Origin of the sequence: Streptomyces sp. NPDC004284 (assembly GCF_042874035.1) — a bacterium.
Taxonomy (GTDB): domain Bacteria; phylum Actinomycetota; class Actinomycetes; order Streptomycetales; family Streptomycetaceae; genus Streptomyces.
The window spans coordinates 581,663-603,441 of sequence record NZ_JBIAMJ010000002.1; the positions used below are offsets into that span (position 1 = coordinate 581,663).

The 21,779-nt window shown below is 73.6% G+C and carries 25 protein-coding genes; 14 read left to right on the top strand and 11 right to left on the bottom strand.

Features of this window, described 5'->3' with window-relative positions; translation table 11 throughout:
• Window positions 1–160: 160 nt before the first annotated feature.
• Window positions 161–571, top strand: a complete 411-nt coding sequence (locus tag ACFYUS_RS07790; protein ID WP_388846995.1) for a Fur family transcriptional regulator — start codon at window positions 161–163, stop codon at window positions 569–571.
• Window positions 572–643: 72 nt separating this feature from the next.
• On the opposite strand, the gene tpx is transcribed toward ACFYUS_RS07790, so the two are convergent.
• Window positions 644–1,144 carry a thiol peroxidase gene (gene tpx, locus ACFYUS_RS07795; RefSeq protein WP_388846997.1) on the bottom strand — a complete coding sequence of 167 codons (501 nt, stop codon included), beginning with the start codon at window positions 1,142–1,144 and terminating at the stop codon, window positions 644–646.
• A gap of 207 nt (window positions 1,145–1,351) precedes the next feature.
• On the opposite strand from tpx, the gene ACFYUS_RS07800 reads away from it, so the two are divergent.
• Window positions 1,352–1,507: a hypothetical protein gene (locus tag ACFYUS_RS07800; protein WP_388846999.1), complete on the top strand. Its 156-nt coding sequence runs from the start codon at window positions 1,352–1,354 to the stop codon at window positions 1,505–1,507.
• Window positions 1,508–1,528: 21 nt separating this feature from the next.
• Here the strand turns inward: ACFYUS_RS07800 and ACFYUS_RS07805 are convergent, their stop codons facing one another.
• Window positions 1,529–2,296: an AraC family transcriptional regulator gene (locus tag ACFYUS_RS07805; RefSeq protein WP_388847001.1), complete on the bottom strand. Its 768-nt coding sequence runs from the start codon at window positions 2,294–2,296 to the stop codon at window positions 1,529–1,531.
• A 93-nt stretch (window positions 2,297–2,389) separates the two neighbouring features.
• Between ACFYUS_RS07805 and ACFYUS_RS07810 the strand changes: the two genes are divergently transcribed.
• The gene (locus ACFYUS_RS07810) at window positions 2,390–3,196 is read left to right on the top strand and encodes a sulfite exporter TauE/SafE family protein (RefSeq protein WP_388847003.1); all 807 of its coding nucleotides are present in this window, start codon (window positions 2,390–2,392) and stop codon (window positions 3,194–3,196) included.
• On the opposite strand, the gene ACFYUS_RS07815 is transcribed toward ACFYUS_RS07810, so the two are convergent.
• The 4 genes from ACFYUS_RS07815 to ACFYUS_RS07830 are packed head-to-tail and all read right to left on the bottom strand — an operon-like array spanning window position 3,183 to window position 8,570.
• The gene (locus ACFYUS_RS07815; protein WP_388847005.1) at window positions 3,183–4,502 is read right to left on the bottom strand and encodes an MFS transporter; all 1,320 of its coding nucleotides are present in this window, start codon (window positions 4,500–4,502) and stop codon (window positions 3,183–3,185) included. The genes ACFYUS_RS07810 and ACFYUS_RS07815 overlap by 14 nt on opposite strands.
• Window positions 4,499–6,208, bottom strand: coding sequence for a condensation domain-containing protein (locus ACFYUS_RS07820; RefSeq protein ID WP_388847007.1), 1,710 nt, complete (start codon window positions 6,206–6,208; stop codon window positions 4,499–4,501). The genes ACFYUS_RS07815 and ACFYUS_RS07820 overlap by 4 nt, the downstream gene beginning before the upstream one ends.
• Window positions 6,205–7,506, bottom strand: a complete 1,302-nt coding sequence (locus tag ACFYUS_RS07825) for a DUF6271 family protein (protein ID WP_388847009.1) — start codon at window positions 7,504–7,506, stop codon at window positions 6,205–6,207. The genes ACFYUS_RS07820 and ACFYUS_RS07825 overlap by 4 nt, the downstream gene beginning before the upstream one ends.
• Window positions 7,488–8,570: a phytanoyl-CoA dioxygenase family protein gene (locus ACFYUS_RS07830; protein WP_388847011.1), complete on the bottom strand. Its 1,083-nt coding sequence runs from the start codon at window positions 8,568–8,570 to the stop codon at window positions 7,488–7,490. Before ACFYUS_RS07830 ends, ACFYUS_RS07825 begins: the two co-directional genes overlap by 19 nt.
• A 282-nt stretch (window positions 8,571–8,852) precedes the next feature.
• Between ACFYUS_RS07830 and ACFYUS_RS07835 the strand changes: the two genes are divergently transcribed.
• From ACFYUS_RS07835 to ACFYUS_RS07845, 3 genes are read left to right on the top strand one after another with little or no spacing between them, the layout of a single operon-like run.
• Window positions 8,853–9,710, top strand: coding sequence for a hypothetical protein (locus tag ACFYUS_RS07835; RefSeq protein WP_388847013.1), 858 nt, complete (start codon window positions 8,853–8,855; stop codon window positions 9,708–9,710).
• Window positions 9,711–9,754: 44 nt separating this feature from the next.
• A complete protein-coding gene (locus tag ACFYUS_RS07840) occupies window positions 9,755–9,985 on the top strand; it encodes an acyl carrier protein (RefSeq protein WP_352022084.1) in 231 nt (76 codons plus the stop codon).
• Window positions 9,972–10,607: a 4'-phosphopantetheinyl transferase family protein gene (locus tag ACFYUS_RS07845; protein ID WP_388847015.1), complete on the top strand. Its 636-nt coding sequence runs from the start codon at window positions 9,972–9,974 to the stop codon at window positions 10,605–10,607. Before ACFYUS_RS07840 ends, ACFYUS_RS07845 begins: the two co-directional genes overlap by 14 nt.
• Here ACFYUS_RS07845 and ACFYUS_RS07850 read toward each other — a convergent pair.
• A complete protein-coding gene (locus ACFYUS_RS07850; protein WP_388847017.1) occupies window positions 10,567–11,265 on the bottom strand; it encodes a hypothetical protein in 699 nt (232 codons plus the stop codon). The genes ACFYUS_RS07845 and ACFYUS_RS07850 overlap by 41 nt on opposite strands.
• 251 nt (window positions 11,266–11,516) lie before the next feature.
• On the opposite strand from ACFYUS_RS07850, the gene ACFYUS_RS07855 reads away from it, so the two are divergent.
• The 7 genes from ACFYUS_RS07855 to ACFYUS_RS07885 all read left to right on the top strand — a co-directional run bounded on the left by ACFYUS_RS07855 (window position 11,517) and on the right by ACFYUS_RS07885 (window position 17,142).
• Window positions 11,517–12,569 (top strand): AI-2E family transporter, encoded by a 1,053-nt coding sequence (locus ACFYUS_RS07855; protein ID WP_388847019.1) that lies wholly within the window; start codon window positions 11,517–11,519, stop codon window positions 12,567–12,569.
• A gap of 106 nt (window positions 12,570–12,675) precedes the next feature.
• On the top strand, window positions 12,676–13,251 hold the full coding sequence (locus tag ACFYUS_RS07860) for a GNAT family N-acetyltransferase (protein ID WP_388847021.1): 576 nt from the start codon (window positions 12,676–12,678) through the stop codon (window positions 13,249–13,251).
• On the top strand, window positions 13,248–13,931 hold the full coding sequence (locus ACFYUS_RS07865) for a 4'-phosphopantetheinyl transferase (RefSeq protein ID WP_388847023.1): 684 nt from the start codon (window positions 13,248–13,250) through the stop codon (window positions 13,929–13,931). The genes ACFYUS_RS07860 and ACFYUS_RS07865 overlap by 4 nt, the downstream gene beginning before the upstream one ends.
• Window positions 13,932–13,975: 44 nt before the next feature.
• Window positions 13,976–14,335: a hypothetical protein gene (locus ACFYUS_RS07870; RefSeq protein WP_388847025.1), complete on the top strand. Its 360-nt coding sequence runs from the start codon at window positions 13,976–13,978 to the stop codon at window positions 14,333–14,335.
• 81 nt (window positions 14,336–14,416) lie between these two features.
• A complete protein-coding gene (locus ACFYUS_RS07875; RefSeq protein WP_388847027.1) occupies window positions 14,417–14,908 on the top strand; it encodes an SAM-dependent methyltransferase in 492 nt (163 codons plus the stop codon).
• A gap of 57 nt (window positions 14,909–14,965) precedes the next feature.
• The gene (locus ACFYUS_RS07880; RefSeq protein WP_388847029.1) at window positions 14,966–15,643 is read left to right on the top strand and encodes a response regulator transcription factor; all 678 of its coding nucleotides are present in this window, start codon (window positions 14,966–14,968) and stop codon (window positions 15,641–15,643) included.
• Window positions 15,640–17,142 (top strand): sensor histidine kinase, encoded by a 1,503-nt coding sequence (locus tag ACFYUS_RS07885; RefSeq protein ID WP_388847031.1) that lies wholly within the window; start codon window positions 15,640–15,642, stop codon window positions 17,140–17,142. Before ACFYUS_RS07880 ends, ACFYUS_RS07885 begins: the two co-directional genes overlap by 4 nt.
• On the opposite strand, the gene ACFYUS_RS07890 is transcribed toward ACFYUS_RS07885, so the two are convergent.
• The 3 genes from ACFYUS_RS07890 to ACFYUS_RS07900 all read right to left on the bottom strand — a co-directional run bounded on the left by ACFYUS_RS07890 (window position 17,105) and on the right by ACFYUS_RS07900 (window position 19,671).
• Complete coding sequence (locus ACFYUS_RS07890) at window positions 17,105–17,647, bottom strand: SgcJ/EcaC family oxidoreductase (RefSeq protein ID WP_388847033.1); 543 nt, start codon at window positions 17,645–17,647, stop codon at window positions 17,105–17,107. The two genes, ACFYUS_RS07885 and ACFYUS_RS07890, sit on opposite strands and share 38 nt — an antisense overlap.
• A gap of 131 nt (window positions 17,648–17,778) precedes the next feature.
• The gene (locus tag ACFYUS_RS07895; RefSeq protein WP_388847035.1) at window positions 17,779–19,167 is read right to left on the bottom strand and encodes an MFS transporter; all 1,389 of its coding nucleotides are present in this window, start codon (window positions 19,165–19,167) and stop codon (window positions 17,779–17,781) included.
• Between the two features lie 114 nt (window positions 19,168–19,281).
• Window positions 19,282–19,671, bottom strand: coding sequence for a hypothetical protein (locus ACFYUS_RS07900; RefSeq protein WP_388847037.1), 390 nt, complete (start codon window positions 19,669–19,671; stop codon window positions 19,282–19,284).
• 171 nt (window positions 19,672–19,842) lie between these two features.
• On the opposite strand from ACFYUS_RS07900, the gene ACFYUS_RS07905 reads away from it, so the two are divergent.
• Entirely contained in the window at window positions 19,843–21,039 is a 1,197-nt protein-coding gene (locus ACFYUS_RS07905) for a serine hydrolase domain-containing protein (protein ID WP_388847039.1), read from the top strand.
• Between the two features lie 71 nt (window positions 21,040–21,110).
• Here the strand turns inward: ACFYUS_RS07905 and ACFYUS_RS07910 are convergent, their stop codons facing one another.
• On the bottom strand, window positions 21,111–21,701 hold the full coding sequence (locus ACFYUS_RS07910) for an isochorismatase family protein (protein ID WP_388847041.1): 591 nt from the start codon (window positions 21,699–21,701) through the stop codon (window positions 21,111–21,113).
• Window positions 21,702–21,779: the final 78 nt, after the last annotated feature.

Sequence of the window (21,779 nt, forward strand, 5' to 3'; positions counted from 1 at the left end):
AAGTGCGTTCGGCGGACGGGCCTGGCGCGGGTCTCACGTGTGCTTCTCCCGCCGTGCTGGAGTCTTCCTGTCCCTTGGCCATTGACGAAACCGATCCTACGATGGACGTTGTCCAAGTCAAGAAGCACGCCAAGTTTGCCCGATATCGAAGAGGTGAGACATGAGCGATCTGCTGGAGCGACTGCGCGCGCGTGGCTGGCGGATGACGTCCCAGCGCCGGGTCGTCGCCGAGGTTCTGGCCGGTGATCATGTGCACCTCACGGCGGACGAGGTCCACGCGCGCGCGGTGGAGCGCCTCCCGGAGATCGCCCGGGCGACGGTCTACAACACCCTCGGCGAGCTGGTCGCCCTGGGGGAGGTCGTGGAGCTCTCCACGGACGGGCGGGCCAAGCGCTACGACCCGAACGCGCGCCACCCGCACCAGCACCTGGTCTGCTCCGGCTGCGGGCTCATCCGCGACGTCCGCCCGACGGGGGACCCGCTCGCCGTCCTGCCGCCCGCGGAGCGGTTCGGCTTCACGGTCTCGAAGGCGGACGTGACGTACCGGGGACTCTGTCCGGGCTGCGCCTGAGCCCCGGAACACGAGAGGAGCCCCCCACCGGTTCACGGTGGGGGGCTCCTCGGTGTCCTGCCGGGGCGCGGACTACTTCAGGACGGCGAGCGCCTCGTCGTAGCTCGGCTCGTCGGCGATCTCGCCCACGAGCTGCGCGTGCAGCACGGTGTCGTTCTCGTCGAGGACGACGACGGCGCGGGCGGTCAGACCGGCCAGCGGCCCGTCCGCGATCTCCACGCCGTAGTTGGTGTGGAACTCGCGGCCGCGGAGCGTCGAGAGGTTCTTGACGTTCTCCAGGCCCTCGGCGCCGCAGAAGCGGGCCTGCGCGAAGGGCAGGTCGGCGGAGATGCAGAGGACGACCGTGTTCTCCAGCTGCCCGGCCTTCTCGTTGAAGGCGCGGACGGAGGAGGCGCACGTCGGGGTGTCGACGCTCGGGAAGATGTTGAGGACCTTGCGCAGACCGGCGAAGTCCTTCAGCGACTTGTCCGCCAGCCCCTCGGCGACGAGCGTGAAGTCGGGAGCCTGGCTGCCGGGGGCCGGCAGAGCACCGTCGACCTGCACGGGGCTGCCCTTCAGCGTGACCTGGGCCATGGGGATCTCCTTCAGACGTAAGAGTGGCAACGTGGGAATCGTACGGAAGCCGGACCCGCTCCCACGAACGGGCCGCCCCGCCCGGGGCTGAGTATCCGCACCCGGACGCCTGAGTACGGGACCGGGCTCCCCGGCCGCCGTCCGGCGTGTGACAGTGCTTCCGGTGGAGCCGGGGGGCTCCGCGCGACACGGTGCGGGGGTGGGGGCATGGACCTGTTCGACGTCGAGGTGGGCGGCGGGGACGAGCACCACGTGGGGTCCGGGGGCGGCTGCTCCTGGGTCACCGTGGTGCTCATCGGCGTCGCGGCCCTGCTGGCGTTCCTGATGAACCGGTTCTTCGACCTGCTCGGCGGGATCTTCTGACGCGCCGCCCGGCGGGAGGCGTCAGCCCCGGCCCGCCGTGAAGCGGGACGGCGGCGTGCCGAAGGACCGGGTGAACGCGGCCGTGAACGCGGCGGGGGAGGCGTACCCGAGGCGGCCGGAGACCTCGCTGACCGTCGCGGTGCGCAGCAGGGGCACGGCCGCGAGGAGCCGGGCCCGGGACCGCCAGACGGCCGGGCTCTCCCCCGTCTCCGCACGGAAGCGCCGGGTGAAAGCCCGTTCGCTCAGCGCGGCCCGGGCCGCCCAGTCGGTGTTGGTGACGGCGGCGTCCGGGGCGGCCAGATACTCCCGGCACAGCGCCGCGAGGTCCCCGGAGGCGGGGATCGCGACGTGGAACGGGAGCGGGGAGCGCGCGGCGATCTCGTGCAGCAGCAGCGTCGCGATGGCGCCCTCCCGTCCCGCGAGGCCGTAGTCGGGCATGAACTCGACGGCGGCGAGCAGCAGTTCGCGCAGCAGTGGCGGCACGTCGACGACCGTGCAGCGCGCCGGCCACCACGGGACGGCGCCCGGCTCCACGTACAGGCTGCACGTGCTCACGCCCAGCATCCGGACCCGGTGCGGGGTGGCGGCCGGGATCAGGACGGCTCGCTCGGGCGGGACCGTCCACGTGCCGTCGGCGGTGTCGACGACCATGACGCCCGTCGCCCCGTAGAGGAACTGCGCCCGCCGGTGCTCGTGCCAGTCCAGGACCCGCCCGGCCGGATAGTCGGTGCCGATCGGCAGGACCGCCCGGTCGAGATGGTCGACGTCGTCCAGCGGGATGTTCTTCACGGGGCCGACCGTACCGGCGCGCTGGCCGAGACGCGAAGGAATCCTGCTGACCATCGCATGCGGGAAGCACCGGCCACCTGGTGATCTTGACCCATGGACATGGCGATACTGATGGCGATCGGGCTCCTCACGGGGGCGACGACGGTCTTGTTCGGGTTCGGCGGCGGCTTCGTGGCGGTCCCGGTCGTGGTGTGGGCCGACGCCGCCCTCGGCACGGCGGCCCTGCCGGTGGCCACCGCCACCTCGGCCCTGGTGATGGTCGTGAGCGCCGCCTTCGCCACCGCCGTCACCCCACGGCCCGTGCTCCTCGCCCTGCGCGGCAGCGGCGCGCTGCTGCCCCTGCTCGCGGCGGGCGCCTGCGCCGGGGCGTACGCCTCCCGCTTCGCCCCGGCGGCCCTGGCCCGCTGGGCGTTCGTCGCGTACGTCGCCCTGACCGCCCTCGACCTGCTGCTCCGGCCGGGCTTCCTGCGCACCGCGGGCAGGCCCCGCACCGAGCCGGCGCGGGGCCTGCCGGCCACGGCCGGCGCCCCGATCGGCGCGGTCGCCGCCTTCCTCGGGGTCGGCGGCAGCGTGATGACCGTCCCCGCGATGCGCCGGGCCGGTCACCCCATGAAGGTCGCGACCGCCCTGGCGAACCCGCTCACCCTCGCCGTCGCCCTCCCCGCCGCCGCGGTCTCCCTCGCCGGCTCCCCGCCCCCGGCCGCCCCGGCGACCGGCCCCGGCGCCGGCCTGGTCGGTCTGGTCGACCCGTACGCGGCGGGAGCCCTGCTCCTCGGAGCCCTTCCGGTCATCGCCGTCCTGCGCCGCCGCCCGCCCCGGATCCCGGACCGCGTCCACGCGTGCGCGTACCTCGGGCTGCTCGCCGCGGTGGCCCTGGCGATGGCGCTCAGCGCTCCCTGAGCCCGCCGTCCTCTCGGCCGTCCGCCTCCGTGAGCCCGCTGTCCTCACGGCCGTCCGCCTCCGTGGCCCGCTCCGGTGCCCGGCGCAGTGCCCGGACGGCCGGTACGGAGAGCATGACGGCGATCAGCACGAGACCCATGACCGACGAGAAGAGCAGGACGCGATCGGCGCCCAGGCTGTCGGCGGCCGGGCCGGACAGCGCGCGGCCCAGGGGGATGACCATGATCGATCCGGCGACGTCGTAGGCGGAGACGCGGCTCATGACGGCGAGGGGGATGTGCGTCTGGATGCTCGTCGCCCACATGACGCCCCAGAAGGCGAAGCCGCAGCCGGCCACGACGCCGGTGAGGGCCGTGACGGCGAACGACCATCCGAGGGCGGGCGCCAGGGGGTTGAGGGAGAAGAAGAACATGGCGCACGCGCCCGCGACGAGCGGGCGGCGCGGCCGGACCCGCAGGCCGAGCAGGCCGCCGACGATCGTGCCGGCGCCGTCGGCGGAGGCGATCCAGCCGTAACCGCCGGCGCCGTGCTGCTCGGTGAGCAGTGCCGCGCCGAGGGGCAGGGCCGGGCCGAAGACGAACAGGCCGTAGACCGCCCATACGGCGATGACCCCCCACAGCCAGGAACGGGAGCGGAACTCGTGCCATCCGGTGGCGAGGCGCCGCAGGATCGGCTCGTCGCTCTCGTCCCGGGCCGTGCAGAGCTTCCGCAGCGGCGCCAGGCCGAGCGCGCTGCACGCGTACGCCGCCGCGATGACCACGAAGGACCCGGCGACGTTCCAGTGGGCCACGAGCAGACCGGAGACGCCGGGGCCGAGCAGGGTGCAGATCGACTCCGAGACGCGCAGCAGCGCGTTGGCCCGCTGGATGTCCTCGGCGACCCGGGGCACCAGGCTCGCCAGACCGGGCTGGAACATGGCGGTCGCGGCGCCGCTGAGCGCGAGCAGCGCCATCATGTGCCACAGCCGCAGGTCGCCGGCGGTGAGGAGCACCGCGAGCGCCAGCATGGCCGCCATCCGCACCACGTCGGCGCCGACCATCATGACCTGCGGGGTGAACCGGTCGGCGAGCACGCCGCCGAACAGCACCAGCAGGACGATCGGCGCCATCCACGCGGCCAGCGCGTAGCCCACGCCCGCCGCCCCGTACCCCGCGCCGAGCACGGCGGTGGTGAGCGAGACCATCAGCATGCCGTCGGCGAGGAGCGAGGTGCTGCGGGCGGCGAAGAACAGCCGGAAGCGGCTCGAACGCCAGGGGCTGGGAAGGGAGTTCTTCTCCCGTTCCACGGTCACGTCATTCGTCGTCATGTCATGTGCCGGGCCCGGCCGGCCCCTTCTGTGAGAATCGGCTGCCGGAGCCACGCACCGGTCCGGTCCGCCTCCGCCGGTGCGTCCCGCACGATCACGTACCGGCGCGGGGCCAGCACGCCGGGGTGGCCCGGGAGGGCGTCCATCAGCGCCGCGTGGGCCCGCTCCGGGGTGAGCGGTGAGCCGCCGCGGGCGATGAAGGCCGTGAGGCCGTCCTCGTCCGGACCCTCCGGAGCGACGTGTACGGGTACGCCTCCGAGCGCCCTGCTCAGGACGTCCGCGACCTCGGGCGGCGACACCCACGAGCCGTCTACCCGGAGCCAGCGCCCACCGCGCTCGACCGGCCTGACGCCCGTCACCCCGGTGAGCTCCGCCAGCGGCACGTCCCGCGTCGCGGCCGCCTCCAGGAGGCGTACGAGACCGGTGAGGAAGCCCTCGGCCTCGTCCGGCGCGAACAGCGCGGGATCGACCCACAGGCCGAGCCGGAGCACGGGAGCCGTCTCGTGGACGAAGGTCAGCACACGGGTCGGCAGCACCTGCGCCGGCCCCCGGACCACGTCGAGTTCGGGCCCGTCGGCGTCGCCCGCGGGAGGGCCTCCGGGGAGCGTGCTGACGTCGTTGAAGACGACGTCGCGGGCGAAGCGGCTGCCGCGCTCGTACGTGACGGCGTCGATCATCTCCCAGAGGCGGACCGCGTCGAACCGGCTGTGCCGGTAGGCGTCGAGCGCCGCCCCCCACGCCGTGCGCAGGAGCGCGTCGAAGGACGGCACCCGCACGTCGAGGGAGAGCAGCGCGTCCTGGGACACGGTGTTCACCGAGCGGGCGAGCCGGGGCAGGAACCGGTTGGAGGTCGGGACGGCGGCGACGCAGGAGGACTGGCCGGTGCGGTGCGCGATCAGCGCGCACCAGGCCGTCAGGAGCACCGTGGACGGCAGGCCGCCGGTGCGCTCGGCCGCGCGGGCGAGCGCCCGCGCGCCCCGCAGCGAGCGGAGCGTCAGCTGCTCCGCCTCGACCTCGGTGCCCACGGCGCCCGGCTCCGCGAACATCGCCTGGGGGCCGGTGCGGACGATCCGCTCCCAGTGCCGCAGGGAGGCCCCGGCCTTCCGGAGCCCGGCCGGGGTCGCCTCCTCGGCGGCGAGGTCGAGCGGTGTGAAGGCCGTCACGGCGGGGAGCGTCCGGCCGGCGAGCAGATCCAGCCAGTCCTCCTCCAGGACGGAGAGGGCGCTGATGTCCGTCACGGCGTGGCTCGCCGCCAGGGCGACGAACACCGGTGCGCCGCCGACGGCGACGAGCGAGACACGGAGTCCGAAGTCCCGGTCCAGGCGGAACCGTCCGACCCGGTCCCGGCGCGCCACGGAGTCGGCGTACCGGGCGGGCTCGGCGGGAAGCTCCTCGTGGTCGAGGACCGTCACCGTGAACTCGCCTTCGGATGCCACGACTTGTTCGCGCGGCGCCTCTCCGGGCGCGTGGGGGAAGGTCGTGCGCAGCGCCTCGTGCCGCACCACCAGGGCGCGCAGCGCGTCGATCGCCGACTCCGTCGTGGTTCCCTCGGGGACGGGCCACACGGCGTGGATGTTGATGTGCTCGGGCTCGTCCCGCAGCATGCAGCGGATCATGTTGGCCTGGCCCATGGTGACGGGGCCCCGGCGCTGCTCACCGCCCTCGTGGTGGACGGTGACCGTGTACGTCTTCGTCATGCGAGTCATGCGACGCCCTCCGAGGCGGCCTCGTGGACCAGGGCCGCCCAGGCGTCGATCAGGAGGGCGAACTCCGCCATGTCCTCCCGGACTTCGTCGACGATCCGCTCGCGGCGGGCGGCCAGGAAGTCCGCCGCCTCGGTGTAGCGGCCGCCGAGCTTGCGGTAGGAGCGGTCGACGACGTCGAGGCGCTCGGCGTTCTCCAGAGGGTCGATCCGCGTGCTCTTCCGGACGAGGTCGGCGACGGCGGAGGCGCGGAGCCCGCCCCCGGTGTCGAGCAGCGACGCGCCGGCCGCCCTGGTCCCCGCGTACACGGAGTGGAGGTGCGGGGAGGAGAGCAGGAACTTCGCGAACCTCAGCTGGTAGGCGAGGAAGCCGCTGTCGGAACGCCGTTCTGCGGTGTGGAAGTTGACGATGTGCCGGTTGTGCAGCACGCCGGGCAGCCGGGCGTCGTGGACCAGGTGGAGGAGGAAGTAGTCGCTGCCGATGGTGTCGGTGGCGGGCGGCAGCGGCACCCGGCCGTACACCTCGCGGGCGAGGGCGATGTTGCACATGTCGACGCGCGTGGGGCTGACGGTGGTGAGCGTGGTCAGGTCGCCGGTGAACGGGGCGGTCCCGGCGCCCCGGAACGACTCGGCGATCAGGTTCCTGCGCCAGATCTCCGGACAGTCGTCGGGGACGGACAGGCCGATGACGTCCTCGTAGACGAGCGGGTCGAGCCGGTGGATCTCCTCGACGTCCACGGACATCTCGCCGACGAAGGAGCCGCCGACCAGGGCCACCGGCCGGTGCGCGGACGCGGGGTCGAGTCTGCTCCGGGACACGAGCCCCGCCACCTCGGCGGCCGGCCGGCCCAGAGAGGTGAGCTCGTGGTGCAGGGGGAAGACTGGCTCCCCGTCCAGGTGCTGGTAGCGGCTGTCGGAATCCCTGCGGTGCACCGACGCGCAGCCGAGCGCCTCCGCGAACAGGAAGGCGCGGTTGGTGCAGGCGCCGTACGAGACGCGGGACGGCAGCATCAGGCCGAGCGTCCGCTCCGGCTCGGCGGCGCCGGAGCGGGCGATCACCTCGCGCAGGAAGGACCGCTGCCGGGCCTCGTCGAGGTGGTGGACGACCACGCCGGGCACGGGGGGCAGCGCGGCCACCGCCCGCCGGTGCTCGGCGAGGACCGGGGGTGCGGAGGAGTCCAGGATCAGCAGGTGCACCTCGACGTCGAAGTGACGGGCGCCGTGGGCGGCTTCCTCCGCGACGGCCCGGATCGTCTCGGGGCAGGCGCGGTGGGTGGGCAGGGTCAGACAGACGCGGCGCACGCCGGCTCCTCGCCCTCGTCGGTCTCCGCGGCGTGCCAGGAGGTGAGGCCGAGGGGGCGGCTCCCGAGCTCGTTCAGGTCGGCCGTGGGGTAGCGCTTGGACTCGTGCAGGACGGGGTCGCCGACCAGGGTGCGGTTCCAGCGCGGGGTGCGCAGGTGCCGCCAGGACTCGACCCGGGACTTCCGCAGCTTCGCGTGCTCCTCCAGGGCCGGCATCATCGACAGGTACTGGACCGCCCGCACCTGGTCCGCCGAGGTGTTGCGGGCCACGCCGTGGGCGAGGAGGCCGTTCCAGATCAGCAGGTCGCCGGGATGCAGATCGGGGCGGACGACGGGGAACTCCGTGCGGTCCACGACGGGCCGGACGGGGTCGCGGTCGGCCGGCTGGTCGGGCTTCCACTCCTCGAACCGGCGGAAGAGCTCCGGGCAGCACTGGAAGCCGCCGGACTCCGGCCTCGTGTGGTTGAGCGCGATGATCCCCTGCACCCGCTGCGGGGGCACGCCGAGCGTGGTGTCGATGTCCCAGTGCAGGTCGATGTCGAAGCCCCGGTCGGTGGGTTCGATCAGGGCGCGGTCGCGGTTGCGCACATTGGGCGGGTTGAGGTTCAGCCGGTCCTGGGTGACCCACAGCTCCTCGCAGTCCCACACGTCCACGAAGGCGTCGTACACCCGCTGGGACTGGCGGCTGTCCCAGAGCAGTTGATGGTGGTACGCCTCCACGAAGCCGTACACGTGCAGCTGCTGGTCCAGTTCGGAGCGGAACGGCCGGTCCTCGTACCAGCTGTCCGGCCGGTCGGGGTCGAGGCCCTGGAAGTCCCAGGCGAAGTCGAGCAGGCGTCGCGCCGCCTCCGCGGGGACGGCCTCGCGGACGATGACGTAGCCGTACGTCTGCCAGTGGGCGAAGTCCTCCTCGGACAGCACCCGCAGCGGCCGGGACTTCCTCAGCTCCCGCAGGGTGGTCTGCGCGAGGTACGACTCCCCGTCCGCGCTGAAGTACGGCAGGTCCGACGCCGCCCGGTGCAGATAGGGGCGGCGGGCGCGGCGGGGCGGAGCGGGTGTCGTCATGGTTCCTCCAGAGGCGGTGGCCGGAGGTCAGTCGGCCACGTCGTTCAGAAGAATTGGTTTAGACCATCTCTTCTGTCAAGTGACCTCCCGGTGTGTCGAGTTGGGTATTCGGCCAGCTCGGCCGGATGGCGGCTTTGGTCTAGACAACCTTCGAGGGGCTGGCTTAGGGTCGCCTTGCGCAGTCCGGTCCCTGATGGAGCATCAGGCGGCTTCTTCGCCGTGCCGTGGTCGACGAGGACCCCACGCCGTGACTGTTCGCCCACGCCCAGAGGGAGCGTTTCCATGAGCACACCCGGCATCGCCGTCCTGCCCGACGGCGGCCTGAAGAGCCCCGGTCCCGGCCTGATCACGCTGGACCCGGTCCGCACCGCCCTGCTGCACGGCCTCGACGAACTGCTCACCGGACTGGCCGCGCGCCTCTCCGCCCCCGAGGTGGTGGGACCGCCGCTGCTCTCCGTCGAGGGCCTCGCGCGCCTCGACTTCTTCCGCAACTTCCCCCATCTCGGCGTCTCCGCCGGACGGTTCACCCCCGAGGCGCTCGACGACCTCGCCGCCGGAGGGGCACCGGGCGAACTCCCGCTCCGGCCGACCGGCCACCTCCTGCCCTCCGCCACCTGCTACGGCCTGCTGCTCTCCCTGGAGGGCCGGGACGTCGGCGAGGGCGGACTGCGGCTCTCCGCCGCCGGCCGCTGCTTCCGCAACGAGACCCACTACGACGGGCTGCGCCGCCTGTGGGGCTTCCACATGCGCGAGGTCCTCTACCTCGGCACCAAGCAGGGCTCCCTCGAACACCTGGAACACGGAGCCGAGTTCATCCAGGAACTGGCCGGACGCCTCGGCCTGGAGCTCGACCGCGCCGTGGCCGACGACCCCTTCTACGACAAGGGCGGCTCCCGCGCCCGGCTCATGGCGCTCGACCCCGTCAAGCACGAGTTCAGCGCCCCCGACGGCACGGCCATCGCCTCCGTGAACCGGCACCGCAACTTCTTCGGCGAGCGCCTCGACATCCGCGCGGGCTCCGCGGGCCCCGCGTACAGCGCCTGCGTCGCCTTCGGCGTCGAGCGCTGGGTGCACGCGATGATCCTCGCCCACGGCACCCCCGAGCGGGCCCTCGACCGGCTGCGCGACGCGCGCGCCTGACCCCCTTCCCGACCCCGTACCCCAGCACAGCAAGGAGCGTCCCCATGGATCCCATCGCCGCGTGGCTCCACGAGAAGAACCCCGGTCTGGACGGACCGATCGACGCGGACGAGGACCTCATCGAGGCCCGGCTCATCGACTCCATGGACTTCCTGGAGTTCATCGACCTCCTGGAGGAGCTGTCCGGCAGCTCCATCGACCTCCAGGAGGTCACCATCGACGACTTCCGCACCATCGGGCGCGTCCAGGAGCGCTTCCTGAGTGCCGCCCCGTGACCCGTCGCCCGCGCTGGCCGTAGTGGCGACCACCGGGGAGGTCCTGAACCACCCCGAGCTGCACGAGGGCCTGCTCGCGCCCTGGGAGCGGCGGCGGCTCGACCGGATCCGGGTGCCGGGCCGCCGCGACGACGTGCTGGCCGCCCGCCTCCTCGTCCGACTGTGCGTCTCCCGGTTCACCGGGCTCCCGCCGCACGCCTGCGGCCCGGACCAGTTCTGCGACGGATGCCGGCGGTACGGGCACGGCCGCCCGTACCTGAGCCGCCGTCCCGGGCTCGGCGTCAGCCTGAGCCACGCCGACGGCCTGGCGGCGGCGGCCGTCGGCCCCGGTCCGGTCGGCGTCGACGTGGAGCCCGCGGCGCGCAGGCCCGGCCCCCTCGCCGTCCTGCGAAGGCTCCTGACCGGGCCCGAGCTGCGGGAGGCGGAGGCCGGACCGGACCCGGAGGCGGCGCTGCTCCGCCTCTGGGTGCGCGGCGAGGCCCGGTTCAAGGCGGGCGGTCAGGAGGGCCTGAGGGTCCGGGAGTGGGACGACCGCGAACGGGCGGCCGTCGCGGCGTTCGCCGGTACGCACCCGGTCACGGTCATCGCATGCGGGGACCGAGCGTCCGGACGACCTGGGTGAGGACCTTCTCCGTCCAGTTCCGCTTCGACTGCGGGTACTCCCCGACGCCGTCCGCGGTGGACATGCCGCTCACCTCGAACTGGTACGGGCCCTGGTGGCAGGTGGGCCCGTCGGAGACGTCCGGCAGGAAGCAGCCCTCGGTGCCGAGCGAGGTGCCGAGGTCCCGGAACTCCTTCTTGTACGCGCCCTCGCCCGCCCGCTTGCGCGCGTCCGCGAGGTCCTCGGCGTAGTGCCGCTGGACGAGGGCCGGATCGGCGACGGCCGTGAAGGTGACCTTGACGCTGCTGTTGTGCGCGCTCTCGTACGTCGACGGCAGCCCGAACCTGAACGCGCAGCCGCCCGCCGGGACGTCACCGGTCGTGCCGGGAGCGGCCTCGGACAGCGGGTTGAAATCGATGATCGTGACCTTCACCGGGTCCCGCGCGACGTCGGTCGCCTGCGGGAGGACCGACCGGATCTCCGCGTCGCTGAGCACCTCGCAGGCGTTCGGCCACTGGGCGAGCGGCAGCGAGCTGTTCGCGGCCGGCCGCGCGTCCAGCTTCGGCCCCGAGGGCCGCGCCGCGCCGAACTCCAGCGGCGGCGGCTCGCTGCTGCATCCCGCGAGCGCGAGGGGCGCGGCCACGGCGAGGACGAGGCACCACCGGTTGACTCTGGACACGTCACATTCCCCCGAGAGTGAAGACGCCGGATTCGGGGCCCATTCTGCACGCGGGCACGACACGGCCCCTCGTGCTTCCCCGCATCCCCGCTGTGATCCTGACGACAGGCCGGCCGTCCCGCGCAGGCCGTGCCCCGCCGGACGGGCCCGAGGCCCCCGCGCGCACCGGACGGCCGAATGCCGCGACCGGGTCGGGCGAATCCGGCGCCCCGGGCGTGGCCCGGCGGCCCGGCGGTGGTACGTCGATGGCCATGCAGCCAGGCACACCCCCGACGGTCACCCCCTTCCTCCGTACGGCCGCCGCCTACGCGTGGCGGCTGCTCGTCGTCGGCTTCCTCGTCTACAACCTGTTCGCCGTGCTCGGCCGCTTCCACGAGATCGGCGTGGCCGTCTTCCTCGGCCTGGTGATCACCGCGCTGCTCCGGCCCGTCGCCGACGTGCTCGCCAAGGCACTGCCCCGCCCGGCGGCGGTCGCCGTCACCCTGCTCGGCGGCATCGCGCTCGTCCTCGGGGTGCTCGCGCTGGTCGGCGAGGCGGTCGCCGGTGAGCGGGCGACGCTCGTACGCGAGTTCCGGGACGGGGTCGGACGGATCGAGGACTGGCTGGAGCGGCCGCCGTTCCGGCTCTCCCCCGAGGCGCTCTCCGGCGTGCAGGAGAAGATCGGGGACTTCCTCAGCAGCCACCGCTCCGCCCTGCTCAGCACGGCGCTGAGCGGAGCGGGCCAGCTGGTCGCCGTCCTCACCGCGCTGGCCCTGGCCCTGTTCAGCGCGGTGTTCTTCATCCACTCGGGGGACCGGCAGTGGGCCTGGTTCCAGGACCAGCTGCCGGCGTCGGTGCGCGATCGCGTGGGCATCGGCGGACGGGCGGCCTGGCGCACCTTCACCGGCTACACGCACGGCATCGTCCTGGTCGCCGCCCTGAACGCGGTCCTCGTCGGCATCGCCCTCTGGATCCTCGGGGTCCCCCTCGCCGTCCCGCTCGCCCTCCTGGAGTTCCTGGCCGCCTTCGTCCCGCTGATCGGCTCGCCGATCGCCCTCGCGGTCGCCGCCGTCGTGGCCCTCGCCTCGCAGGGCCCGCTGGTCGCGGGGATCGTCATCGCCCTGATCGTCGTCATCGGCCAGATCGAGGGGCACCTGCTGCACCCCCTCGTCATGAGCTGGGCCGTGCGGCTCCATCCGCTGGTGGTGGCCATCACGGTGGTCGCGGGCTCGATCGCCGCGGGCATCGTGGGCGCGGTGGTCGCGGTCCCGCTGGTCTCGGTGGTCTGGTCGGTCCACACGGCGCTCCGGGCCGCGCGCGGCTGAGCCCCACCGCCACGCGGGACCGTGCGGGCGACCAGGGCCCGTCCGGCGGACCAGGGTCGGAAAGGTCCTAGTGGGACTGTGGGACGGAACCGGTACTGTCGCATCCATGCTCGAACTGATCGCACCCACCGTCCGGTTGCACGCCGCCTGGACGGAGGCGTACGCCGAATGGCCCGCCGAGGCGCAGCAGGACGGGGCGGGGCTGCGGCTCGCCCCCGAGGCCGGCCTCGACCGGCCGGAGGTCTTCGCCGCCTGGGTGGAGCGGCTGCGCGAGCAGGGCGACACCACGGTGCCCGCCGCCCCGGGCCGGGTCCACGCCACGTACCTGTGGATCGTCGACGGCGACACCTGCCTCGGCGCCGCCGAACTGCGGCACTCGCTCAACGACTTCCTCCGCGAGGCCGGCGGCCACATCGGCTACAGCGTGCGGCCGTCCGCCCGCCGCCGGGGCGTGGCGACCCGGACCCTGGGACAACTCCTGCTCCGGGCCCGCGACCTGGACCTGGACCGCGTCCTGGTCACCTGCGACGAGGACAACCCGGGCTCCGCGCGGACGATCGAGCTGGGCGGCGGCGTCCTGGAGGACGTCCGGACCAGCGCGTACGGCACGAAGCGCCGGTACTGGATCACACCGCCCCCCGCGCCGGGAGCGGGGGGACGGGCCGAGGAGCGCGCCGAGTGATCGCGGAACTGCTCCCGGACGCCGTCGCCTCCGCCTGGCGGCTCGACGACACCGAGTCCGTGACGCTCTTCCCCGAGGAGGCCGCCGCCGTCGCGCGCGCCGTCATCGGGCGACAGCGCGAGTTCGCCACCGTACGGCTGTGCGCACGGCTCGCGCTGCGCCGCCTCGGCCTGCCCGAGACCCCCGTCGTACCGGGCCCGCGCCGGGAGCCGCGCTGGCCGCACGGGGTGGCCGGAAGCATGACCCACTGCGAGGGATACCGGGCCGCCGCCCTGGCCAGGACCACGGACGTGTCGTCCCTCGGCATCGACGCGGAACCGGCCGCCCCCCTGCCCGAAGGGGTACTGGAGCGCGTGTCCCTGCCCGGTGAACGCCGCCACCTCCAGGCCCTGGCGGACCGCGTGCCGGACGTCCCCTGGGACCGGCTGCTGTTCAGCGCCAAGGAGAGCGTCTTCAAGACCTGGTACCCGCTGACCCGGCGCGAGCTCGGATTCGAGGAGGCGTCGATCGGCTTCGAACCGCCCCCGGAGGGCGGGGGAGCGGCCTCGGGCACGTTCACCGCCCGGCTCCTCGTCCCCGGCCCGGTGATCGGCGACACCAGACGGAACGTCTTCACCGGACGCTGGCTCGTCCGCGAGGGGCTGGTGCTGACCGCGATCGCCCTGACCCGGCAGCCGTAGCGGCGCACGGAACCGGGCGGCGCCGTCCGGCGTCCGTCCCGGGCATGAGCGAGAACCCCTCACAGGAATCGCGGGACCGGACGGAGAGCGCCGTCGGCTGTCTGCTCGCCGTCGTCGGCGTCGCGGTCGCGGGCGCCTTCGCGCTGCACCGGGCCGCGTACAGCATCGACGGCGGCTTCGAGGCGCACGCCCGGGACTGGGGGGTGATCCTCGTCGATCTGCCGCTGATCCTCTTCGCCGGACTCGTCGGCCCTCCGCTGACCTGGGCGGCGGCCATCCGCCGGCTCCGGCCGTGGGCGGCGGCGCTCGTCTGCGCGGTCGTCGCCGGACTCGCGCTGTGGGGCCTCGCGGCCTGGTGGCATCCACGGCAGGCCCCCGACCCGGGCTACGGGCCCGGCATCTGACGGCCGCTCGCCGAGGGGGAGCGTGCCCCGGGCCCGCCCCGACCGGGGCGCGGCCACGACCACGGGAGGACGAGGAACCCCATGGCGCAGGAGCACGCGGAGCGCACCCCGGGCGCGGTCGTCTCGTATCCCGTGGGGCACGTCGTCGGCGGGCGGGGCGAGGTGCGGGACGACGCGTGGGGGGACGTCGAGTCGGTCGTCCGCCTCGACGCGGAGGCCTTCGGGCCCGAGGCGCTGGCCGGCCTCGACGCCTTCTCGCACCTGGAGATCGTCTACCACTTCGACCGGGTGCGCCCGGAGGCCGTCGAGACCGGCGCCCGCCACCCGCGCGGCAACGAGGAGTGGCCGCTGGTCGGGATCTTCGCCCAGCGCGGCAAGAACCGCCCCAACCGCCTCGGCGTCTCCCGCTGCCGCCTGATCCGCACGGACGGTCTGGACCTCCACGTGCGGGGCCTGGACGCGGTCGACGGCACCCCGGTCCTCGACATCAAGCCGTACATGACGGAGTTCGGCCCCCAGGGACCGACCGACCAGCCCGCCTGGGCCGACGAGATCATGCGCCACTACTACTGAAACAGGGGCCGCTCCCGGCGGTGAACAGGCGTACGAGACCCGAATTAGGGTTGCCCCGTGCGTGTACTTCTTGTGGAAGACGACGAGCCGGTCGCGGAGTCCCTCCGGCGTGGCCTGCTGCGCTACGGGTTCGAGGTGGAGTGGGTCACCACGGGGACGGCGGGGCTCGCCGTCACCACCCCCTACGACCTCGTCCTGCTCGATCTCGGCCTGCCCGACACCGACGGGCTCGACGTCTGCCGGGCCCTGCGGCGCCGCGGTGACGTGCCGATCATCGTGATCAGCGCCCGCAGCGACGAGACCGACCGGGTCGTCGGCCTGGAGATCGGCGCCGACGACTACGTCTCCAAGCCCTTCGGGGTGCGCGAGGTCATCGCCCGGATCCGGGCCGTGATGCGCAGGGTGCGGCCGACGGAACAGCCCACCGGCCCCCAGCGGTACGGCGCCCGGCTGAGCGTCGACCGCAAGGCCGCGCGGGTGTGGCTGGACGACACCGAGGTGGCGCTGACGCCCAAGGAGTACGACCTGCTCGCCTTCCTCACCGAGGAACCGGGCGCCCTGATGTCCCGCGAGCAGATCATGGAAGCCGTCTGGGACGCCAACTGGTTCGGCCCGACCAAGACCCTCGACGTCCACGTGGCGGCGCTGCGGCGCAAGCTGGCCGGGGCCGTGACCGTCGAGGCGGTCCGCGGCGTCGGCTTCCGCCTGGTCGTGGACCCCGCGGGCCGCCCGTGATCAGACGCCTCATCGTCAGCTACGTGGCCCTGGTCGCGGTGGCGCTCGCCGCCTTCACCGTGCCCGTCGCCTTCACGCTCACCGCCCAGCTGCGCGGGGACACCGAGGAGTCCGTACGCCGCGAGGCCACCACGATGGCGCTGCTCCTCGGGGACGGCGACGCGCCCGCCCGGCAGGCGCTCGCCCGGATGGCCGGGGCGTACGCCGGAGAGACGCCCGGGACGGTCGAGGTGGTGGCCGCCGACGGCAGGAGCGCGATGCCGCCGCTGCCGCTGCCGGCGCACCCGGACGACGCGGCGTTCGGCGCGGCGCTGGAACGGGGCAGGACCACCGTCGACTGGGGGTCCCCGCTCGTGTGGGGGCCGGAACTGGTCGTCACCGTGCCCGTGCACGCCCGGAGCGAGCCGCCCGAGGAGGACGGGGAGGACCGGGAGGACGAGACCGGGGCCGAGGACGGGACCGTCGCGAGGTCCGCCCCGGCGGAACGGATCGTCGGCGCGGTGCGCGTCCGGTACGCCACCGCCGACCTCAGCGACCGGCTGTGGCGGATCTGGGGATTCCGCGCGATCCTCGCGGTCGGCGTGCTCGCGGTCGCCGCCGGTCTCGGCGCGATCGTCGCCCGGCTGCTCACCAAGCCGCTGCGCCAGCTCAACGACATGGCCAGCCGGTTCGGCGACGGCGACCTCACCGCCCGCTCGCCGGTCACCGGCCCGCAGGAGACGCAGACCCTGGCCCGCACCCTCAACCAGGGCGCCGAACGCCTCGACACCCTCGTCGCCTCGCAGCGCATCTTCGTCGCGGACGCCTCCCACCAGCTGCGGACCCCGCTGACGGCGCTGCGCCTCTCGCTCGACAACATCGCCGACGGCGTCGACGACGAGTTCGTCCGCGAGGACGTCGAGCAGGCCACCGCCGAGGTCGTACGGATGAGCCGCCTGGTCAGCGGCCTCCTCGTGCTCGCCCGGGCCGAGGCCAAGGTGTCCGCGCCCGAACCGCTGGCGCTGCGCGAGCTGGTCGAGGAGCGGCTGAAGGTCTGGCGCCCGGCCGCCGACGAGCGCGGGGTGACCATCGTCCTGACCGGCGACGCCGAGGACCTGCCGCCGGTGCTCGCCGGACCCGGCAACCTCGACCAGGTCCTCGACAACGTGCTCTCCAACGCCCTGGAGGTCTCCCCGGACCGGGGGACGATCACCGTACGGGTGGAGACGGGCGGCCCCGAGGAAGCGGTCCTGGAGGTCCTCGACCAGGGCCCCGGCATGTCCGCCGCCGAACAGGCCCGCGCCTTCGACCGGTTCTGGCGCGGCCAGGGACTGACCGGCCGCTCCGGTTCCGGCCTGGGGCTCGCCATCGTCAGGCAGCTGGTCACGGACGACGGCGGAGCGGTGGCCCTGCGGGACGCGCCCGGCGGCGGACTGTGCGTGCGGATCGCCCTGCGGACCGTGGCCGAGGGGCCCCGGTGGATCAGCCCTCGGCCGGGAGCACCGAGGAGTGGTGGTTGACGATCAGCCACGTGCCGTCGCGCTTCTCGTACGCGTAGGTGTAGCGGGCGTCGACCGCCTTGGTGACACCGGTCTTCGGGTCGGTGAGGTGGAAGCGGTAGAGGCCGGCGTCGATCGCCGAGTTCCGGTCGAGGACGTGGATCACCGAGCGGACCTTCTCGCCCCGCGGCTTCTTCTGCAGGAAGTGCTCGAAGTAGTCGGTTATCTCCGCGTGGTTGGTACGGATCCGGGGCGAGGCGGTCGGCAGCAGGACGGCGTCCTCGGCGTACAGCTCGGTGACCCGCTCCGGGTCGCCGGAGACCAGCGCCGCGTTCCAGCGGTCGAACAGGCCGGCGATCTCGCGCTCGCCGGCCTTGGCCCTCCGGTCGTCCTTCGCGGCGGCCGTGGCCTGCCGGCCGTCCTTCCCGCCGGACTGCGCCACGCCGACCCCGGCGGCGAAGGTGCCGAGGGCGGCGACGGCGAGACCGCCGGCGAGGACGGCGCGGGTACGGGGCTTGCGCTTCATCAGAGGCTCCTGCTTCGCGTGAACGTGCCCTGAACGCCGGTGCGTTCGGGGGTGCTGCCACTTTCGCCGCGCCCGGTGAAGCCCCCGTGCAACGGACGTCAAGCGCCCGTCCAAGACTCGGGAAAGGCCCCTCAGCGCCGGGTCCCCGCCGTACGCGCCACGACGAGGAGGAAGAGTCCGCACGCCGACACGACGAGCCATCCCGGACGGGCCGCGGCGGCGAGCCCGGCATCGCCGGCGCCCGCGACGAGTCCACCCGCGACGGCGATGCCGACCGCCACGCCGACCTGGCGCGAAGTGGACGTGATCGCCCCCGCCACCCCGGCCCGGGACGGCGGCAGACCGCCGACCGCCGTGTTGGTCAGGGGCGCGTTGGCGAAGCCGAACCCGATGCCGATGAGCAGGAAGGCGAGCAGGATCAGCGGCACGCCCGTGTCCCCGTCCAGGCCCACCAGGCAGAGACCGCCGGCGGCGGTGAACCCGCCCGCGAGGACCAGCGGACGCCGGGGTCCGACCCGGCCCACCAGGACTCCGGACCAGGGCGCGCACAGCGTGGCCCCGAGCGCCATGGGCAGTGTCGCGGCGCCACTCGCGAGCGGCGTCCAGCCGCGGCCGTGCTGGAGGTAGAGGGTGCTGAGCAGCAGGGTCACGTTGAGGGCGACGAAGACGGCCGTCGCACCGAGCACCGCCGTGACGAACGGCGGCCGGCGGAACAGGCCGAGGTCCATCAGGGGCTCGTCGCGCCCCCGTTCGACCCGCACGAAGCAGGCCGTGGCCGCCGCCGTCAGCGCGTACCCGGCGAGGGCGGCGGGTGACGACCAGCCGATGCGGGGCCCCTCGATGAGGAGGCCGACGGTGAGGCAGAGCAGCAGGGTGAGGAGCGCCTGACCGGGCAGATCGAGGCGGCGGGCGCGCTCCCCACGGGACTCCGGCACGAACAGGGCGACCAGGAGGAGCGCGAGGACGACCACCGGCACGTTGAACCAGAACACCGCACGCCAGCCGAACGCGGCGATGAGCGCCCCGCCGGTGACCGGGCCCGCCGCCATGCTCAGCCCGAAGACCGAGGCCCACACCCCGATCGCCCGGGCCCGTTCCCGCGGATCGGGCATCGCGGCCACCACGATCGCCAGCGCCACCGGACTCAGCATCGAGGCCCCGATCCCCTGGACGGCCCGGGCGGCGACGAGCACGCCGAGGGACGGGGCGAGGGCGCAGGCGACGGAGGCGAGACCGAAGACGAGCAGCCCGCAGCGGAAGACCCGGCGGCGCCCCAGGCGGTCGGCGAGGGCGCCGGAGACGATGAGCAGGCTGGCCATCACCACCGTGTAGGCGTCGACGACCCATTCGAGGCCACGGGTGCCCGCGCCGAGGCCCCGCCCTATCTCGGGCAGCCCCACATTGACGATGGTGGCGTCGACGCCCACCAGGAACATGCTGAGCGCGCAGACGGCGAGGACCGTCCAGCGCCGGCGCGCGCTCAGCGGGGTGGGCGGAGCGGCCAAGGATGTCGTGTGCACGTGAGTTCCCCCTTCGACTCGGACGAGTCGACTGCGACGAGACCGGACACTGCCCAGACTCGGACCGGGGGAGCGGTAGTGGCAAAGAACTTTGCCGAGACCGCAAAACGGTGGTCAGACGGAGGCGAAGAGGTCCCCGGGGGCGTCGTCGAGGACGAAGCCGTTGTCGAAGCGGACCCGGACCGTCAGCCGGAGCTTCCGCTCCTGGTACGCGGCCCACGCCGGCTCCAGGGAGCCGACCTGCTCCTCCAGCTGCGCCCTGCTGCCCGGGGGCATCTGGTGGCCGAAGTCGTCGAGGAGGGACTTGAGCCGCTCGTACTCGCGGACCTCGTGGCTCTGCGGCCGGTCCGCGTCCAGCCGTTCGACGACGCCCTCACTGCCGGCCGGCAGGGCCAGGAACCCCGCTCCGGTCTCCCCGGCGTCGTCGCCGGCCGCGACGACCAGCCCGGCCAGCCTGAGGTCCACGGCCAGCTTCACCCGCCGGCCCTCCGTCAGTGTCGTCATCGGTCCTTCGTCTCCAGCTCGTCGGGGAGGTCATTGTCCGACATCCCGGTGACGCCCATGGCCCCGTACGGGTGGACTCGCCGTGCGGGCGCCTGAAGGGAGCGGCGTCGCGCGGGCCCGGTGGTGATGCTGCCGTCCCGAAGACCGCGACCCGGAAGAGGCGCCCCCGACATGCGACGTACCCCCTCCCGCCGGCTGTTCGCCGCGACGCTGCTCGTGGCGTCCGTGCTGGCCCCGATGACGGCGACGCCCGCCGCCGCCGTCCACGCCGTGCGCGCCGTCGCCGCCGGGGACGACTGCCCGCCGGACGGACTCGGCCCCGAGGTGACCGCCCGGCTCGACAAGGCCATCGAGGACGTCCGCGAGCAGGCCGGCATCCCCGGCGTCGCCGTCGGCCTCTGGATGCCGGGCAGGGGGAGCTACGTCCGCGCCACCGGCGTCGCCGACGAGGTCACCCGCGAGCCGATGACCACCGACGGCTTCGTCCGCATCGGCAGCGAGACCAAGACCTTCACGGTCACCGCGCTCCTGAAGCTCGTCGACGACCACCGGATCGGCCTGGACGACCCGATCTCCCGCTACGTCCACGGAGTGCCGAACGGCCGCCGCATCACCCTGCGCCATCTCGCCGAGATGCGCAGCGGCCTCTTCCCGTACACCTCCGACCCGGACTTCATCCACGACCTGCTCAGCGATCCGCAGCGGTACTTCGCCCCGGAGGAGGTGCTCGCGTACGGCTTCAGGCACAAGAACACGTTCGAGCCGGGCGCGAAGTTCGAGTACTCCAACTCCAATCTGGTGCTCCTCGGCCTGGTCGTCGAGAAGGTCAGCGGTCAGCCCCTCACCGAGTTCCTGCGCAACCGCGTGCTCCGCCCGGCCCGTCTGCGCCACACGCTCCTCCCGGCCGGCCCGGAGTTCCCCGAGCCGCACCCCCGCGGCTACACGAACCAGACGCTCAGCGGCGCGGTCGCGGACTCCACCGACTGGAATCCCAGCTGGGCCTGGGCCGCCGGCGCGATGGTCTCCGACCAGCACGACCTGCGCCGCTGGGCGAAGATCCTCGCCACCGGCGAACTGCTCGGCCCCGAGACGCAGGCCCAGCGGCTCAGGACCCTGCCGACGGGCTTCCCCGGCCTCGGCTACGGCCTCGGCATCTTCGACGCCAACGGCTGGATCGGGCACAACGGCTCGATCCCGGGATACGAGACGGTCACCGTCTACCTGCCCGAGCGGGACGCCACCCTCGTCATCATGATCAACACCGACATCACCAGCCAGGGCCAGGAACCGTCGACACTGCTCGCCCGCGCGATCACGTCGGTCGTCACCCCGGACCACGTCTACGCCGCCGCGATCCAGCCGAGGTAGACCCCGCCGGACCGCCCCGGCCGACCAGGACGAGACGTCGAGCCCGGTCGGCCGGGACGCCCTCGCGGACGTCAGGCGAGGACCACCGGTTCGCCGCTGAGCCCGACGCCCGCCGCGCGCAGTTCGTCGAGCGCGACGACGGTCGTGCCGGCGGCGACCCCCGCCGTGTAGTCGAGGAGGACGCGCACGTCGAAGCCCGCCCGGACGCCGTCGAGCGCCGTCGCCTTCACACAGTGGTCCGTCGCGATCCCGACGACGTCGACCCCGCCGACCTCGCGCTCGCGCAGCCAGTCGCCCAGCGGCGTGCCGCTCTCGGTGAAGCCCTCGAAGCCGCTCTTCGACGCCGAGTGGGCACCCTTGAAGAAGACCTCGTGCACCTCGCCGGAGTCGACGACGGGCGCGAAGTCCGGGTGGAACTCGCCCCCTTCGGAGCCGACGACGCAATGCACCGGGAAGGAGTCCTGGAAGTCCGGCTCGTCGGAGAAGTGGCCGCCCGGGTCGATGTGGTGGTCGCGGGTCGCCACCACGTGCGCGTACCGCCCGTCGGCGTCCCGGATGAGCTCGGCGATGGCGCCGGCACGTCCGGCGCCGCCCTTCACCGGGACGTTGCCGCCCTCGCAGAAGTCCTTCTGTACATCGACGACGATCAGGGCACGGCGCACGGCAGCGGCCTTTCCTAGAAGTGGAGGAATGTCCTCCGTATGCTCCCGTCTCCGGTGGCCGAGGAGTGGGGCACGCGC